This window comes from Bacillus sp. P4_E1 (genome assembly GCF_056401715.1).
This window is the reverse complement of the sequence record NZ_JBFUIV010000009.1, coordinates 182094-198844: the sequence shown is the minus strand read 5'-3', so window position 1 is coordinate 198844 and position 16751 is coordinate 182094. Positions and strand designations below refer to the sequence as shown.

At 36.6% G+C, this 16751-nt stretch carries 14 protein-coding genes and 1 riboswitch; of the genes, 11 read left to right on the top strand and 3 right to left on the bottom strand.

Annotated features, from left to right (window positions below):
* The first annotated feature begins 14 nt into the window (after window positions 1-14).
* The 8 genes from gatB (at window position 15) to AC1DS7_RS14955 (ending at window position 8819) form a co-directional block, all read left to right on the top strand.
* Window positions 15-1442, top strand: a complete 1428-nt coding sequence (gatB, locus tag AC1DS7_RS14990) for an Asp-tRNA(Asn)/Glu-tRNA(Gln) amidotransferase subunit GatB (protein WP_002010050.1) — start codon at window positions 15-17, stop codon at window positions 1440-1442.
* A 521-nt stretch (window positions 1443-1963) separates the two neighbouring features.
* On the top strand, window positions 1964-2869 hold the full coding sequence (locus tag AC1DS7_RS14985; RefSeq protein ID WP_002010051.1) for a diacylglycerol kinase: 906 nt from the start codon (window positions 1964-1966) through the stop codon (window positions 2867-2869).
* Between the two features lie 194 nt (window positions 2870-3063).
* Window positions 3064-3810: an HAD family hydrolase gene (locus tag AC1DS7_RS14980; protein ID WP_016103208.1), complete on the top strand. Its 747-nt coding sequence runs from the start codon at window positions 3064-3066 to the stop codon at window positions 3808-3810.
* A 155-nt stretch (window positions 3811-3965) separates the two neighbouring features.
* Window positions 3966-5330, top strand: a complete 1365-nt coding sequence (gene gabT, locus AC1DS7_RS14975; RefSeq protein WP_016103209.1) for a 4-aminobutyrate--2-oxoglutarate transaminase — start codon at window positions 3966-3968, stop codon at window positions 5328-5330.
* A 20-nt stretch (window positions 5331-5350) separates the two neighbouring features.
* Window positions 5351-5518, top strand: a complete 168-nt coding sequence (locus AC1DS7_RS14970) for a hypothetical protein (protein WP_154214165.1) — start codon at window positions 5351-5353, stop codon at window positions 5516-5518.
* Window positions 5519-5636: 118 nt separating this feature from the next.
* Entirely contained in the window at window positions 5637-7004 is a 1368-nt protein-coding gene (locus AC1DS7_RS14965) for a sigma-54 interaction domain-containing protein (RefSeq protein WP_016103210.1), read from the top strand.
* On the top strand, window positions 6997-8448 hold the full coding sequence (gene gabD / locus AC1DS7_RS14960) for an NADP-dependent succinate-semialdehyde dehydrogenase (RefSeq protein WP_002191777.1): 1452 nt from the start codon (window positions 6997-6999) through the stop codon (window positions 8446-8448). The genes AC1DS7_RS14965 and gabD overlap by 8 nt, the downstream gene beginning before the upstream one ends.
* Window positions 8449-8495: 47 nt before the next feature.
* Entirely contained in the window at window positions 8496-8819 is a 324-nt protein-coding gene (locus AC1DS7_RS14955) for a DMT family transporter (protein WP_002029495.1), read from the top strand.
* 40 nt (window positions 8820-8859) lie between these two features.
* Here AC1DS7_RS14955 and AC1DS7_RS14950 read toward each other — a convergent pair whose 3' ends face one another.
* On the bottom strand, window positions 8860-10089 hold the full coding sequence (locus tag AC1DS7_RS14950; RefSeq protein WP_002029496.1) for an aminopeptidase: 1230 nt from the start codon (window positions 10087-10089) through the stop codon (window positions 8860-8862).
* A 116-nt stretch (window positions 10090-10205) separates the two neighbouring features.
* A complete protein-coding gene (locus AC1DS7_RS14945) occupies window positions 10206-11282 on the bottom strand; it encodes a polysaccharide deacetylase family protein (RefSeq protein WP_016103211.1) in 1077 nt (358 codons plus the stop codon).
* A gap of 504 nt (window positions 11283-11786) precedes the next feature.
* Here AC1DS7_RS14945 and AC1DS7_RS14940 point away from each other — a divergent pair.
* On the top strand, window positions 11787-12494 hold the full coding sequence (locus tag AC1DS7_RS14940) for a hypothetical protein (protein WP_002124912.1): 708 nt from the start codon (window positions 11787-11789) through the stop codon (window positions 12492-12494).
* Between the two features lie 45 nt (window positions 12495-12539).
* On the opposite strand, the gene AC1DS7_RS14935 is transcribed toward AC1DS7_RS14940, so the two are convergent.
* Window positions 12540-13736, bottom strand: coding sequence for a NupC/NupG family nucleoside CNT transporter (locus tag AC1DS7_RS14935; RefSeq protein ID WP_002010061.1), 1197 nt, complete (start codon window positions 13734-13736; stop codon window positions 12540-12542).
* Between the two features lie 197 nt (window positions 13737-13933).
* A riboswitch (purine riboswitch) is annotated at window positions 13934-14035 on the bottom strand.
* 121 nt (window positions 14036-14156) lie between these two features.
* Here AC1DS7_RS14935 and rlmD point away from each other — a divergent pair.
* Both rlmD and AC1DS7_RS14925 read left to right on the top strand, forming a co-directional pair.
* Window positions 14157-15533 carry a 23S rRNA (uracil(1939)-C(5))-methyltransferase RlmD gene (rlmD, locus tag AC1DS7_RS14930; protein WP_002140209.1) on the top strand — a complete coding sequence of 459 codons (1377 nt, stop codon included), beginning with the start codon at window positions 14157-14159 and terminating at the stop codon, window positions 15531-15533.
* A gap of 202 nt (window positions 15534-15735) precedes the next feature.
* Window positions 15736-16725, top strand: coding sequence for a tRNA dihydrouridine synthase (locus AC1DS7_RS14925; RefSeq protein WP_002091313.1), 990 nt, complete (start codon window positions 15736-15738; stop codon window positions 16723-16725).
* Window positions 16726-16751: the final 26 nt, after the last annotated feature.

Genomic DNA, 16751 nt, shown 5'->3' with positions numbered 1-16751 from the left:
GGAGGCGAGCATAGATGAATTTAGAAACAATTATTGGTTTAGAGGTTCACGTTGAGTTAAAAACAAATTCGAAAATTTTCTCTGCGAGTCCAACAGAATTCGGAGCGGAGCCAAATACACAAACAAGTGTAATTGACTTAGGATACCCGGGGGTACTTCCTACTTTAAATAAGGAAGCAGTTAACTTTGCAATGAAAGCCGCAATGGCATTAAACTGTGAAATCGCAACGGAAACGAAGTTCGACCGTAAAAACTATTTCTACCCAGATAATCCGAAAGCTTACCAAATCTCTCAATTTGATAAGCCAATTGGTGAAAATGGTTGGATTGAAATCGAAGTAGACGGTAAAAAGAAACGTATCGGTATTACACGTCTTCATTTAGAAGAAGATGCTGGTAAATCAACGCATGCAGCTGACGGTTCATTAGTAGACTACAACCGTCAAGGTATGCCTTTAATCGAGATCGTATCTGAGCCAGATATGCGTACTCCAGAAGAAGCATATGCGTACTTAGAGAAGTTAAAATCAATCATTCAATATACAGGTGTATCTGATTGTAAGATGGAAGAAGGTTCTCTTCGTTGTGATGCGAATATTTCACTTCGTCCAGTTGGACAAGAGAAGTTCGGTACAAAAGCAGAACTGAAAAACTTAAACTCTTTCACTTACGTGCAAAAAGGTCTTGAGCATGAGCAAGTGCGCCAAGAAAAAGAATTATTATCTGGTGGTATCATCCAACAAGAAACACGTCGTTATGATGAAGCAACGAAGAAAACAATCTTAATGCGTATAAAAGAAGGATCTGACGATTACCGTTACTTCCCAGAGCCAGACTTAGTTGAACTTTACATCGACGATGAGTGGAAAGAAGAAATTCGTGCTTCTATTCCAGAACTTCCAGATGCACGTAAAGCTCGCTATGTTGAAGAAGTTGGCTTACCAGCTTATGATGCGCATGTATTGACATTAACGAAAGAGATGTCTGATTTCTTTGAAGCAACAGTTGCAGACGGTGCTGATGCGAAATTAACATCAAACTGGTTAATGGGTGAAGTACTTGCATACTTAAACAAACAACAAAAAGAATTAAAAGACGTTGCATTAACGCCAGCTGGCTTAGCTAAAATGGTTCAATTAATTGAAAAAGGTACAATTTCTTCTAAAATCGCGAAGAAAGTATTTAATGAATTAATTGAAAAAGGTGGAGACCCAGAAGAAATCGTTAAAGCGAAAGGTCTTGTTCAAATTTCTGACGAAGGAACACTTCGTAAGGTTGTAACAGAAATTCTTGATAATAATGAGCAATCTATTGAAGACTTTAAAAACGGTAAAGACCGTGCAATTGGCTTCTTAGTTGGTCAAATTATGAAAGCTACAAAAGGACAAGCAAATCCACCGCTTGTTAATAAAATCTTACTTGAAGAGATTAATAAGCGCTAAAAAAAGAGAAGAATTCTTATTTTTGAACGCTAAAATAGTATAGATTCTTAAAGATTAAACAGAAAAAACACCCGTATTTGGGTGTTTTTTCTGAGTTAATCAAACGTTTGTTTAAATGGTGAAAAATAATTTAAACAAACGTTTGATTAACTGTCAAAAGTGAAAAAATGTTTGTATAGCAACTATGGTATGATAGTTGCAAAAAGGTGGGAATAATGATAAATCTAGACATAGAGAGTTTTTTCATCTCATGAAATAATAGATAATTATTATTCATTATATGTAAATTGATGTGAGAGTTTTACTGCCCGTAAATAGCGGGATAAATTTCTTGGTTAAATAAAGAAAAACTATCAGGAGTGAATAGTTACTTTTGATGGGCTACACGAATCGGGTTCTTACTGCCTGTTTGAGCGGAATTAAAGAAGGATAGGAAGATGAGAGGAGGTAAGCATAGGGATACTGAATAAGGGTTCGGTGTATTCGTTTTTCAATGAATAAGGAATTTCCTGTGCTAATAAATGATGAAGCGAGCAAGAATTATTTATAATCCTACTTCTGGGCGCGAGCTATTTAAGAAGAGCTTACCAGAAGTATTACAAAAATTAGAACAAGCTGGATATGAAGCGTCTTGTCATGCGACAACTGGTCCTGGAGATGCGACTGTGGCAGCGAGGCAAGCTGCGGATCGTAAGTTTGATGTTGTTATCGCAGCTGGTGGTGATGGTACGTTAAATGAAGTAGTGAACGGTTTAGTAGGACATGAGCATCGTCCAAAGTTTGGAATTATTCCAGTTGGAACGACAAATGATTTTGCGCGTGCGATCGGTGTACCTCGTGTTATTGAAGAGGCTGCGGATATTATTTGTGAAGGAACAACGGTACCGTTAGATCTTGGTAGAGCGAATGATACATATTTCATTAATATCGCTGGTGGCGGTCGTATTACAGAATTAACATATGAAGTACCAAGCAAGCTAAAAACGGTATTAGGCCAACTTGCTTACTATTTAAAAGGAATCGAAATGTTACCATCATTACATCCAACATATGTTGAAATTGAGTATGATGGGAAGTTGCTACAAGAAGAAATTACGATGTTTTTAATTACGAATACTCGTTCAGTTGGTGGATTCGAAAAAGTAGCACCATATGCATCTATTAACGATGGATTATTTGATTTATTAGTACTGAAAAAAGGTTCTATCGCTGATTTAATTAAAGCAGCAACACAAGCGCAGCGTGGGGAACATATTAACAATCCGAAAGTACTATATACACAAGCGAATCGTATTAAAGTGCATTCACCTGATAAATTAATGATCAACTTAGATGGTGAATATGGCGGAGATGCACCAATGGAATTTGAAAATATATATCATTGTCTGGAACTATTTGTTCCTGAACATCAAGAGGATGCCCTGTAAAGGCATCTTTTTTTTGCTTTCACCTCACTATTTGCGAGCAATAAGATTCCCCCACTGATTAAAGTTTCTCTATGTGCAGATGAATTGTAAATTGTAAGTTAGTTTGATTTTTATGGTATTTTTACAATTCGTTTATTTTATATCCATATTTTATTGCTACACTGGAAGAGATAAGAAATGAGAGGTAGGATGCTATGGAGAAGGTAAAAGCAATATTATTTGATAAAGACGGGACATTAATGGATTTTCATTCAATTTGGATAAAAGTAGCTGAAGAGCTTGTCGCTGAATGTATAAAATTATATCAACTCCCACAGTCAATGCAGCAGGCTTTATTAAAAGAGATTGGCGTAGATGGAGCATTTGTTCACCCGCGTAGTGCGCTCGCTGCTGGAACGAGTCTTGATGTGGCCAAGGGGCTTTGTAAGTATATTGCATCATCTAGAGAAGAAGAGATGCATCAATGGGTGAGTGAAAAGTTGTTTGCTCTTATGTACGAGCATCGTTCACATATGAGAATGACGGCAGATTTACCGAAAGTTTTACAAGCGTTAAAGGATAGAGGGTTTATTCTAGGTGTCGTTACAGCTGATGATTTCGCGCCGACAGAATTATTTTTAAAGCAATATCAATTGGAAGCTTTTTTTGATTGTGTTATAGCTTCAGATACATTTCCAGCACAGAAGCCAGATAAAAAAATTGTAGAGTCGTTTTGTGAGAGATTTAATTTAGAGACATGTGAAGTAGCAGTCGTCGGGGATACACCGACGGATTTACATTTAGCGAAAAATGGTGGCGACTGTTATGCGATTGGCGTACTATCTGGTACGGGTGATCGTCAAACGTTAGAACCACTTGCAGATTTAGTATTACAATCTGTTGAAGATTTAATTTCTCATTCAGGTGAGTTTATTTGGGAACAAGGAAAGTCTAATGTATAAATGAATAAGTCTATAAGGACTCTATATGAGTCTTTATAGACTTATTTTTTTATGCCGAGATAGTAAGAGAATGGGATGAGTACTAGAAAGAGGAAGTTGGCATACATCTTGCAATATAAAGAGAAAACATTGTATAGAAAAGGATGGGGTACACAATGAACACAAAAAAATTTGCTAAAGTAAATGAACAAATTCCAGGACCGAAAGCAGCGTCTTTATTAGAACGCCGCCAAAATATAGTACCAAAAGGAGTAAGTAATGGTATTCCAACATTTGTACAGTCTGCAAATGGTGCACTCGTAACAGATGTGGATGGAAATCAGTACATTGATTTCGCAGGAGCAATTGGGACAATTAATGTAGGACACTGTCATCCAGCCGTTAAAGAAGCGCTTCATAAACAAGTAGATCAATATATTCATACTGGATTTAATGTGATGATGTATGAGCCATATATTGAATTAGCGGAAAAGCTTGCCGCAGTAGCACCAGGTAATTTCGATAAACAAGTGCTGTTTTTAAATAGTGGGGCAGAAGCGGTTGAAAATGCAGTGAAGATTGCTCGTAAATATACGAAGAGACCTGGAATTATCGCATTTTCTAAAGGATTTCATGGGCGCACATTAATGACAATGACGATGACAAGTAAAGTAAAACCATATAAATTTGGATTTGGCCCATTTGCTCCAGAAGTATATAAAGCGCCATTCCCATATGAATACCGTCGCCCAGAGGGGTTAACAGAAGAGCAGTATGATGACTTTATCATTGAAGAGTTTAAGAACTTCTTCATATCAGAAGTAGCACCAGAAACAATTGCAGCAGTTGTAATGGAACCTGTTCAAGGGGAAGGCGGATTTATCGTTCCAAGTAAGAAATTCGTTCAAGAAGTACGCAGCATTTGTTCAGAGCACGGTATTTTATTTGTAGCTGATGAAATTCAAACAGGCTTTAGTCGTACCGGAAAATACTTTGCAATTGATCATTATGATGTCGTTCCAGACTTAATTACGGTATCTAAATCATTAGGTGCTGGTGTACCGATAAGTGGCGTGATTGGACGTAAAGAAATTATGAATGAGTCTGCACCGGGAGAACTGGGCGGAACGTATGCAGGAAGCCCACTAGGATGTGCGGCTGCATTAGCTGTGCTTGATGTAATAGAAAAAGAGAAATTAAATGATAGAGCGATAGAAGTAGGGAAAGTCGTAATGAACCGATTCCAAGAGATGAAAAACAAATATAATTGCATCGGTGATGTGCGCGGCTTAGGGGCAATGTGTGCATTCGAGCTCGTTCAAGATCGCAAGACGAAAGCGCCTGATAAAACATTAGCGTCTAATTTATGTGCAGAAGCAAATAAGCATGGATTACTTCTACTATCAGCAGGAACATATGGAAATGTTATTCGTGTTTTAATGCCATTAGTGATTACAGATGAGCAACTTGAGGAAGGTTTAACAATAATTGAAGAATCATTGCAAGCTTGTTATGAGCAAGCAAATATCGCTCGTGTTTAAAGAATTGGGATAACTTAAAAATGGGCATAAAGCTTTTCTTTTTAGGCGGAAGAGAGCATCTGGTCATATATATAATCGATCAGCCCCTTTTCCTGCCCCATGCCAAGCTAAAACAAAGTGAGGGTGTGGTTGCGATGGCATTCTGTATTTTTCAAGGCAGCGAATTATGTGTTGAAAAATATAAATAGATTTGTATAAATAACAAATTGAAAACATTCTAGCTTACTCTATATAAAATGCAGAAAATTCACTTTATAATAAAGATAGTGAAGTGAATCGATGGATTTAAAGTAAGGGGTGGCTAGGATGGTTGCAGAAAAGGAACGAGTGTTGATGGATTTACAAGATGTATTTGAATATGCATTTGACGAAATTTTTGTTACGGATGATAAAGGAATCGTTGTACGTGTAAATAGCATGTGTGAAAGACATTACCAGCTCTCTGCTAAGGAATTAGTAGGAAAGCATGTAAAAGAACTACAAAAAGAAGGGATTTTTTATCCGTCTGCAACGTTAGAAGTAATTGAAAAGAAAAGGCCAGTTGAACTTGTTCAAACAACGAAATCAGGAGAGTATTTGCATGTTCGTACAAGGCCTGTTTTTGATGATGAGGGAAATTTAAGAAGAGTGATTAGTTATTCTCGTGATCTTACAGAACTCTATCAATTACGTCAAAAGGTAGAGGAAATGGATAATCAGTTAAAAACATATAAAAAAGAATTAAGAGAAACATATGAACACGAAGGACTTATTTTTAAAAGTATCGCTATGCAAAAAATAATCGAAACAATAAAAAAAGTATCAGTAGTAGATAGTACTGTTCTCGTATTAGGTGAGACTGGAGTGGGAAAAAGCCGATTAGTACGCCATTTGCATGAAGTGAGTCACCGGAAGAATGAAAGTTTCTATGAAATTAATTGTGCGGCATTGCCGACGAATTTAATCGAATCTGAGCTTTTTGGATATTCAGGTGGGTCTTTTACAGGTGCAAATCGTGAAGGGAAAAAGGGGCTATTAGAATCAGCGCATAAAGGAACTCTTTTCTTAGATGAAATTGGTGAAATGCCGCTTGAAATTCAAGCGAAGCTTTTGCAAGTATTGCAAGAAAAAACGTTTCGTCCTATAGGTGGAAGAGAATTAAAAAAGGTGGACGTTAGAATTGTAGCGGCAACAAATAGAGATTTAAGTACGATGGTGAAACAAGGAACATTCCGGAAAGATTTATACTATCGTCTGAATGTCATTCCAATTTCAATTCCGCCACTTCGGGAGAGAACAGAAGATATATTGCCGCTCATCTATCATTATTTACAGCATTTTAATAAAAAGTACGGACGTGATGTAAAGTTAGCTCCTAGTACGTTACAAATATTTGTAGGGTACCCTTGGGAAGGAAATAATAGAGAGATTGAAAATGTAATTGAACGAATTGTTATCACTGCAGATGATTTTGTAACGGTAGAAGATTTGCCACTATCTATGCAAGAGGCCACAGTTGAACAATCCGGACAAAGTCTTTATAGAATGCTGGAAGAGGTAGAGAGAAATATTATTCTTAAAGCGTATAAAACGTATGGATCAAGTTATAAAGTGGCTGAGTTTTTACAAATAAGTCAATCTGCTGCCACTAGGAAGATTAAGAAGTTCATAGAGGAGGAAGAAAACATTGGATAAAAAAGCGACGTTCGTAAACTTAGAGAAAAAAGCGATGTATATAAATGGTGAGTGGATTACACTGCAAGAACAAATCGAAGTGAATAATCCAGCGACAAAGGAAGTATTTGCAACCGTACCAAAGGGCGGGATTACAGAGGCAAAGCAAGCAGTTGATGCTGCACATGAAGCTTTTAAATTATGGTCAAAATTAACGGCAGCGGATCGCGCAGTAAAGTTAAAAAAATGGTTCACGCTCATTGATGAAAATAAAGAAGAAATTGCAGCAATCATGACGAGAGAGCAAGGGAAGCCGTTTGCAGAAGCACTTGGTGAAGTGAATTATGCAAATAGTTTTGTTGAATGGTACGCAGAAGAAGGAAAGAGAATATACGGTGAAATGATTCCTGCTTCTCATCCGAATAAGCGTATTTTAGTTATGAAGCAACCAGTTGGGGTTATGGCAGCTATTACGCCTTGGAATTTTCCGGCTGCTATGATTACGAGAAAGGTAGCTCCAGCACTTGCAGCAGGCTGTACGGCAGTTGTGAAACCAGCGAGTCAAACGCCATTAACTGCATTGAAGTTAGTTGAATTAGCACATGAAGCAGATATTCCAAAAGGTGTAATAAATATTGTAACAGGTAGTGCAAAAGCAATTGCTGATACGTGGATGGAAGATGAGCGCGTTCGAAAAGTTTCCTTTACAGGATCAACTGAAATTGGAAAAGAATTAATGGCTAGCGCTGCGCAAACGATGAAAAAGGTTTCGCTTGAATTAGGTGGTCACGCTCCATTTATTGTTATGAATGATGCTGATTTAGATAAGGCGGTAGAAGCGGTAATTGGTTCGAAATTCCGTAACGCAGGACAAACGTGTATATGTACAAACCGCATCTTTGTTCAAGAAGAAGTGTATGAAGAATTTGCAGGGAAGTTCACAACAGCTGTAGAGCAGCTTAAAGTCGGAGATGGATTCGGCGAAGGAACAACGGTAGGTCCACTTATTGATGCGAATGCAGTTTCGAAAGTACAAGAACATATTGAAGATGCAATTCAAAAGGGCGGAGAAGTTTTATATGGTGGCCATAAATTTGCAGAGTTAGATGGTTATTTCATTCAGCCAACAGTAATTGGATTGGCAAATGACAAGATGCTTTGTATGAATGAAGAAACATTTGGACCGGTTGCACCAGTTGCGAAATTTAAAACAGTTGAAGAAGTAATCGAACGAGCAAATAATACACCATATGGCTTGGCTGCTTATATTTTTACAAAAGATATTAGCCAAGCATTCCAAATTAGTGAAGCGTTAGAGTACGGAATTATCGGCTTAAACGATGGCCTTCCATCAGTTGCACAAGCACCATTTGGAGGCTTTAAAGAAAGTGGTATCGGCCGTGAAGGAGGCCATTTCGGTATCGAGGAATATTTAGAAATTAAATATATTTCGTTAGGACTATAAGTAGTATACTAGAATCTCTATAAGGTAACAGAGAAGGAGATTCTAGTATGGTATATTGGCTATTATTACTCGTAACAATTATTTTTGAAGTAGCTGGAACGATTGCGATGAAGTTATCGAACGGTTTAACAAAGCTTGTTCCAAGTGTACTTATTTTCGTATTCTATGGAATTTGTTTCAGCGTGTTTGCTATCGTTGTTAAAAAGATTAATTTAAGCATTGCTTATGCAATTTGGTCTGGTGTGGGAACGCTACTTATTACAATCATTAGTGTGTACTTTTTTAAAGAGCATATTAATTTATTCCAAGCATTTTGTATTCTCTTTATTGTTTTAGGAGTAATTGGACTGAAAGTGTCATCAGCATCATAAAAGGCTATCTTCCAGCGTGGAAGATAGCCTTTTATTTTTATTAAAACGCCCAGTTACCTTTACGGAAGATCGGCTCATGTCTTCCATCAGCTGTAATGCCGTCGATATCAAGCTCAGCTGATCCAATCATGAAGTCTTCGTGTGTAATACTAGCGTTTGCGCCATTTTCAGCAAGTTCTTCTTTAGACATTGTTTTTCCGCCAACTAAGTTAAATGCATAAGCATTTCCGATTGCAAGGTGGCAAGATGCATTTTCATCAAATAGCGTATTGTAGAATAAAATATTTGTGTTTGAAATTGGTGAATCATGAGGTACTAAAGCTACTTCGCCTAAGAAGTGAGAACCTTCATCTGTTTCTACTAAATGTTTTAAAGCCTCTTCACCAGATTCAGCTTTATAGTCTACGATACGTCCGTTTTCAAATGTTAACGTGAAGTTATCAATAATGTTACCTGCAAATGCTAACGGTTTTGTGCTAGATACTTGGCCGTTCACACCTGTTTTAAGAGGCATTGTAAATACTTCTTCAGTTGGAATGTTAGCCATAAATGCTACGTTCTTTTCATTTAAGCTACCAGCACCAGCCCATACATGCTTCTCTGGAAGTTCGATTGTTAAGTCTGTTCCAGGGCCTGTATAGTGAAGAGCTTTATAATGTTTTTCGTTTAAGTAATCTACTTTTGTATGTAGTGTTTCATCATGTTCTTTCCATGCTTCCACAGGATTTTCTAAATCAGCACGAGTAGCTTTGAAGATAGCATCCCATAGCTTTGTTTCTTGTTCTTCTGGCGCTACGTCAGGGAATACTTTTGCAGCCCATTCTTTCGTAGGAACAGAAATTACGCACCAGCTTACTTTATCTGCTTGTACATAATCACGGTATACTTTCATCGCTTCTCCAGCTACTTTATGAGCTGTTGCAATTTTCTTTGGTTCTACACCTTTTAATAGATCAGGATTCTCTGCATAGATGGACATAAATGCAGCGCCTTCTTTTGCTAATTCTTCACGAGCATTTGCTTTCCAAGAAGGGAATTCAGAGAAAGCTTCTTCAGGAGCTAGATCAAACTTTAAGCGTGTTAACGTCTCATCATTCCAATCAACATATACGTGTTTTGCACCAGATTTATATGCTTTTTCTGTAACTAGGCGTACAAACTGTACAGCCTCAAGAGGTGCACTGATTGATAAAGTTTGTCCGGGTTGAATATTAACACCAACATTGACTGCAAGGGCAGCATATTTCTCTAACGTTTGTTCAAATGACATATGTATAATCTCCTTTAGTTTGAAAGATTTCTTACTATATATAATACAAGAAAATTCTAAAAATATATATAAATATAACGTAAAAAGAGAGCTCAAAATGTATTGAGCTCTAATAGTTATTTAATCGAAGAAGCAAATTGTTCTACAGTCGTCGTATGGTGTATGCGAACACGCTTCATTTTTAACAACTCATCAGGTTCACCTTTCGTAATGAATTGTCCAGGCTTCGTTGTTGTTGCAAATTGATAGTGTTTCTTTGTTTCTGCGACAACTTTATCATCTACATGACCGAATGGATAAGCAATTGCGATAACAGGCTTACCTGTTATTTTCTCTAGCTTTTCTTTTGATCCTTTTAACTCTTCATCATAGTTTGTAATTTTCGGCAAGTCTGCGTGTGTTGCTGTGTGAGATTGTACAGAAAAAATACCTGAATCAACCATTTCTTTTATTTCAGATGTAGAAAGAGCTCCTTCTACATCAACGTTATCAACAATCATATATTCTGTTGCCGCTGGTTTAAATGTATCGTCTTTTAGTTTTTGTAAAACATGAAATGCATTCATATTATTTTTCATACCGTCATCAAATGTAACGAAAATCGGCTTGTTTACTTTATTTATATCGCCCCAGCGTTCAAACGTTAACAAAGTATAACCATTTTCTTTTAAATACTTCATTTGTGCTTCAAAGTTAGCAGGCGATACGAATAAATCTTTAATACCTTGTCCATGATAATCATCAATTGCGTGGTACATAAGAACAGGAACTTTTTGCTCGAAAGTAATAGTAGATTTCGTAAGTGGAATAGTTTTTCCGCCCTCTGTTGTTCCTGTAGCTTCAATTTGATATTCACCGCGTTTTCCTTCAAATTCTTTTATATCAAAGGGAAGTGTAAATTGTTGATCTTTCTCTTTAGAAGAAAAAGATTTAGCACTTTCCTTTCCATCAGCAGTGCGCCAAATTTTATATTGTACTTCGGTTAAAGAATCTTTTATGTCTGTAATATGAATATTTGCGTTTGTAGATTCGTGCGTAATTGGATTATAAGAAATTTTACCTTGTTCCCGCACCGTCTCTTCTTGTTTCTTAACCTCTTGAACCTGTTTTTCTTTTTTAGGCTCTACATTGCTAGTATTACATCCTGCTAGAATGGCAGATGTACATAAAGCAATCGCTGCGTATTTTCTCATAAAATCACCTTCTATTGTGTATTATGTTGCATGCTTACATTAAAATCCCCACCGCTATAAGAGAGGTGGGGATTTACCCTTGCTCATCATATCATTTTTAGGTGAATGGTAGGTTAGTGACTTTGAATAGAGGTATTCTTGCGTTTCTTATTTGATTTGATAATGATATAACCTACTACAAAAATAAGAGGGATAATGAATACATAGATTGGCATTCCCCATACATAATAGCTTTTCATGCTTAAAACTAGTAAGTGTAAGAAGTCGAAAAGGGCGTGAGCTTTCATAATATCCTCCAATATATTTTTACAAATTATAACATTTTAAATTTGCAATTTGTATATTTTGGTAAATAATTTAAGTTAATTTTAAAGTAAGAGAAAGGTTTATTAATATGCAATTTTGCATATTTAGAGTAGTTTCTATTAAAATATCAGGATCTTGGACTATAATAAGAACCGCTATAAATGTAAGTAAGAATGATGTACGGAGTGGAGAACAGAAATGAAATATAAAAAACTAGTATATATCCTTTTCATATCGCTATTCATAGTCGGTTGTCAAAGTGAAGTGAGTAAAGCGAATAGTGTGGAGGAGTATATTCCATCACGCCTTATGAATGCGGAAGTTACGGCGGATATTATGACGCTAGAATTTCCTTATGGGATAAAAGAGAAATTGGAGAAAATCGGAAATAAGATGAGCGCTAGCATTACAAATAATTTAGATTGGTATTTGAAGTATGCAGAAGAAGAAATTATCCCGAAAAAAACTTTTCCTTATCATCAAAACTTGGGTATTACAAAAGAAGAATATGATTTTATGATAGATGAAATGAATAATGCAGAATATATAAATACAAAAGACGGAAAACTCTTTTTTAAAAAGAAAGACCATGAAATTCAAATTCTCTCTGATGAGAATTTGAAACTAATTAAAAATATTCGAATTGATACAGAGAAGAATACAATTAAAACTCCTTTTGGAGAGTGTGAATATGAAGGTGAAATAAAGGCATCGGATGAACAAAAAGCTACTGGGCCATGGAGTGGGAAGATGTGGACCTTAAAAAGCGATGGATTACTTTATCATTTTTCATTAGGAAAGTTAAAAAACATAAACAAATCTATCATTTATATTTCAATAAAAGGTATATATAAAGATAGGATTATCAATACAGAAGAAGCGGTCGAATTTCACTCGGTTTCATAAAGAATCAAAAAATCACCTTACTTAAACAAGTAAGGTGATTTTTTATTAAATAAACAATCCAGCGATTGTTGCAGATAAAATAGAAGCAAGTGTTGATGCAAATAGCATTTTCCAACCAAATTTTGATACGATGCTTCCTTGTTTTTCAGAAAGGGCACGGATTGTACCAACAATCGCACCAATTTGGCTAATACTTGCGAAGCTAATTAAGAATACTGTAACGATTCCAACTGTACGTGGAGCTAATGTTGCAGTAGCGCCTTTTAAATCAAGGATTGCTACAAACTCGTTTAATACAATCTTCGTACCCATAATACCACCAGCTGGGATAATATCTTGAGTTGGAATACCCATTAAGAATGCGAATGGAGAAAGTATATAACCGAAGATTTGTTGTAAAGTAACAGCATATCCCATTGCACCTGAAGCAGCGCTAATTACGTAGTTTACAACTTCCATAACACCAATGAAGGCAATCATTAACGCAGCAACGATACCAGCTACTTTTAAACCATCAAGCGCACCGTTAATCATAGCGCCGATAAGGCTATCTCCGAATAGGTTTCTATCAAATTTTTGAACCACTTCGTCTTCTTTTTTCGTATCAACTGGTGTTAATAATGAACAAACGATTAAGCTTGAGAATAAGTTTAGCGGAAGAGCCGCTAATACATATTTCGCATCTAACATCATAACGTATGATGCTGTTACAGAGGCAGAAACTGAGCTCATTGCAGAACAACAAATGATAAACATACGGTTTTTATTAAAATGTTGTAAATCATTTTTAATAACGATTAACGCTTCACTTGAACCAAAGAATACAGAATTTACTGCGTGGAATGATTCAACGCGTGGTAAACCAGTAATTTTTGAAAGTGCACCGCCGACAATACGAACGATGAATGGTAAAACACCTAAATAACTAAAGATAGAAAGTAGTGCTGAGAAAAATACGATAATTAGTAATACGTTTAAGAAAAAAACAAAATCTCTTTGAATTCCATTAAAGAGAAAATCGACACCTGTCGTACCAAGTTTAATTAGTTTGTTGAAAACTTTACTAATGAAGATGATAATTTGCTGTCCGATCTTTGTGCCAAACATAAACCAACCGATTAAAATTTGGAAACTAATCATAATAGCAATTGCACGGAAGTTGATTTTACTTCTATTGTTTGACAAAGCAAAGCATAAACCTAAAACGACAAGAATACCGATAATGCTCATTACATATTGCATGTAGTTGCCCCTTTCAGAAGTTCGTATAAAGTTTTTACATAAAACGCTCGTTATATTACTAAAAATAAAGTAATGGAAGTTTCATGTCATACGTAAGATGTCTGACCTTTTTGAAAAATAAAAAAAATACCCCTATGGATTCACTTTCATCTATGAGAGAAAGCTAATCAATAGGAGTCTTTTTTATACATAGGCTAATATTCATTAGTTTTCCCCATAGTCCAGCAATTTAAGGTTGCCGGGTAGAAACTCTCGATCCATATTATCGACTATATATGAGGTAACATCGTCCGTATTAAATTAGTAGTAGCGTAACATTACTAGAGAACTATCGTCAATAGCTTTTTTTCTTCCAATAGAAATAGACCATATAAGTATGATAAAATGTAACGCAGTGTTATGAAAAAGAGAGGTCGGAAAATGAGTATAAAAATGACGCCACCAGTTGAAAAAAACGAGTTTATAGATGTAGTGTTTGAAGATTTAACACATGATGGTGCCGGTGTTGCGAAAGTGAAGGGATATCCTATTTTCGTAAAAAACGGATTACCAGGTGAAGAAGCGCAAATTAAAATTATTAAAGTGAAGAAAAACTTCGCGTTCGGTCGTTTAATGAAGCTTCATCAAGAAAGTCCATATCGTAAAGATGCAGAATGCCCCGTGTACAACGAGTGCGGAGGTTGTCAACTTCAGCACTTAACATATGAAGGACAATTAAAAGCGAAAGAAAAACAAGTACGTGACGTTATGCAGCGCATCGGTGGATTAAGTGATGTTCCTGTTCATCCTGTACTTGGCATGAAAAACCCGTGGGTATACCGCAATAAAGCACAAGTGCCAATTGGAGAACGTGAAGGTGGACTTGTAGCTGGTTTCTATCGTCAAGGAACGCATGACATCATTAATATGGAATCATGCTTAATTCAGGCGGAAGAAAACGATACATTAATTCAAGAAGTAAAACGTATTTGTGAAAAGCACGGTATTTCGGCTTACAATGAAGAGCGTAACAAAGGAACACTTCGCCACGTAATGGCTCGCTACGGACAAGTAACAGGGGAAATTATGCTTGTCTTCATTACACGTACAGCTGAATTGCCAAATAAAGAAGCAATCATTGAAGAAATCGCAGCGAAATTCCCAGAAGTAAAATCAATCGTTCAAAACGTAAACACGAAACGTACAAACGTTATTTTCGGAGACAAAACGACAGTACTGTACGGATCAGAATATATTTATGACTTTATCGGTGACATTAAATTTGCGATTTCAGCACGTTCATTCTATCAAGTAAACCCAGAACAAACGAAAGTGCTATACGATAAAACGTTAGAATACGCAAAATTAAATGGTAACGAAACAGTAATTGATGCCTATTGCGGAATTGGATCAATCTCCTTATTCCTAGCACAAAAAGCGAAAAAAGTGTACGGCGTTGAAATCGTCCCAGAAGCAATCGAAGACGCAAACCGAAACGCAGCACTAAACAACATGACAAACGCTGAATTTGGCGTAGGAGAAGCAGAAGTAGTCATTCCAAAATGGTACAAAGAAGGCGTAATCGCCGACACAATGGTCGTAGACCCACCGCGTAAAGGCTGTGACGAAGCATTACTAAACACAATCATCGACATGAAGCCAAAGCGCGTCGTATACGTATCGTGTAACCCAGCAACATTAGCACGCGACTTAAAAGTGCTAGAAGAAGGCGGATATAAAACGCAGGAAGTACAACCTGTTGATATGTTCCCGCATACTACGCATGTGGAGTGTGTGGCTTGGCTTAAGTTGGTATAATAAAAAAGCAGTTGATATAGAAAAAATCTATACCATCTGCTTTTTGGTTTATAAAAATACCATTCAGCAACGATTTTAGTTAAAATAAATATTACTGATTTTCACAAATTATAAATGCCCAAATGTACTGGTGTTATTTGGATTTATATTTTTTAATTGAGAGTTTGAAGATGTATTCATAGTGAGAGGATTTGAATTTGAAATGATAGATAATTTTTGGAATGATTTACCACGACCGTTTTTTGTACTTGCACCGATGGAAGATGTGACAGATGTTGTTTTTCGTCACGTAGTAAGTGAAGCTGGTTGCCCAGATGTATTTTTCACAGAGTTTACAAACTCGGATAGCTATTGTCATCCAGAAGGTATGAAAAGTGTACGTGGCCGTTTAATTTTTACAGAAGATGAACAGCCGATAGTCGCACATATTTGGGGAGATACTCCTGAATATTTCCGCCAAATGAGTATTGGTATGGCAGAGCTAGGATTTAAAGGTATCGATATTAATATGGGCTGCCCTGTACCGAACGTAGCATCAAGAGGAAAAGGTAGTGGTCTTATTCTACGTCCAGACGTTGCGGCAGAACTTATTCAAGCAGCAAAAGCGGGTGGACTACCTGTCAGTGTAAAAACACGACTTGGCTTTAAAGAGTTAAGTGAGTGGGAGGATTGGCTAACGCACATTTTCAAACAAGATATTGCGAACCTTTCTATTCACTTACGTACAAGAGAAGAAATGAGTCAAGTAGATGCGCACTGGGAACTAATTCCGGAAATTAAAAAATTACGTGACCGTATCGCACCAAATACGCTAATAACAATCAATGGAGACATTCCTGATCGTCAAACTGGAATGGAACTTGCTGAAAAATACGGTATTGATGGCGTTATGATTGGACGAGGTATCTTTAAAAATCCATTTGCTTTTGAAAAAGAGCCAAGAGAACATAGCAGTAAAGAACACCTTGATCTTCTAAGACTACAGCTTGATCTTCAAGATCAATATGCAGAAGTACTACCACGCTCAATCACAGGGCTTCATCGCTTTTTCAAAATTTATGTAAAAGGATTCCCTGGAGCTGCTGAACTAAGAAATCAATTGATGAACACGAAATCAACTGATGAAGTGCGTGCGTTGCTTGATAAGTTTGAGGCGAGTGTTGATAAGGATGGAGATAGTGAAACAGTGTAACTTTTGAAAGTTAGAGGGGATAGGGT

Coding starts and splice junctions, on each gene's coding strand:
- AC1DS7_RS14965 (WP_016103210.1), top strand. CDS start 5,637: ATGGTTGCAGAAAAGGAACGAGTGTTGATGGATTTACAAGATGTATTT.
- rlmD (WP_002140209.1), top strand. CDS start 14,157: ATGAGTATAAAAATGACGCCACCAGTTGAAAAAAACGAGTTTATAGAT.
- AC1DS7_RS14925 (WP_002091313.1), top strand. CDS start 15,736: ATGATAGATAATTTTTGGAATGATTTACCACGACCGTTTTTTGTACTT.
- AC1DS7_RS14940 (WP_002124912.1), top strand. CDS start 11,787: ATGAAATATAAAAAACTAGTATATATCCTTTTCATATCGCTATTCATA.
- AC1DS7_RS14980 (WP_016103208.1), top strand. CDS start 3,064: ATGGAGAAGGTAAAAGCAATATTATTTGATAAAGACGGGACATTAATG.
- gabT (WP_016103209.1), top strand. CDS start 3,966: ATGAACACAAAAAAATTTGCTAAAGTAAATGAACAAATTCCAGGACCG.
- AC1DS7_RS14970 (WP_154214165.1), top strand. CDS start 5,351: ATGGGCATAAAGCTTTTCTTTTTAGGCGGAAGAGAGCATCTGGTCATA.
- AC1DS7_RS14950 (WP_002029496.1), bottom strand. CDS start 10,089: ATGTCATTTGAACAAACGTTAGAGAAATATGCTGCCCTTGCAGTCAAT.
- AC1DS7_RS14935 (WP_002010061.1), bottom strand. CDS start 13,736: ATGCAATATGTAATGAGCATTATCGGTATTCTTGTCGTTTTAGGTTTA.
- gatB (WP_002010050.1), top strand. CDS start 15: ATGAATTTAGAAACAATTATTGGTTTAGAGGTTCACGTTGAGTTAAAA.
- AC1DS7_RS14955 (WP_002029495.1), top strand. CDS start 8,496: ATGGTATATTGGCTATTATTACTCGTAACAATTATTTTTGAAGTAGCT.
- AC1DS7_RS14945 (WP_016103211.1), bottom strand. CDS start 11,282: ATGAGAAAATACGCAGCGATTGCTTTATGTACATCTGCCATTCTAGCA.
- AC1DS7_RS14985 (WP_002010051.1), top strand. CDS start 1,964: ATGATGAAGCGAGCAAGAATTATTTATAATCCTACTTCTGGGCGCGAG.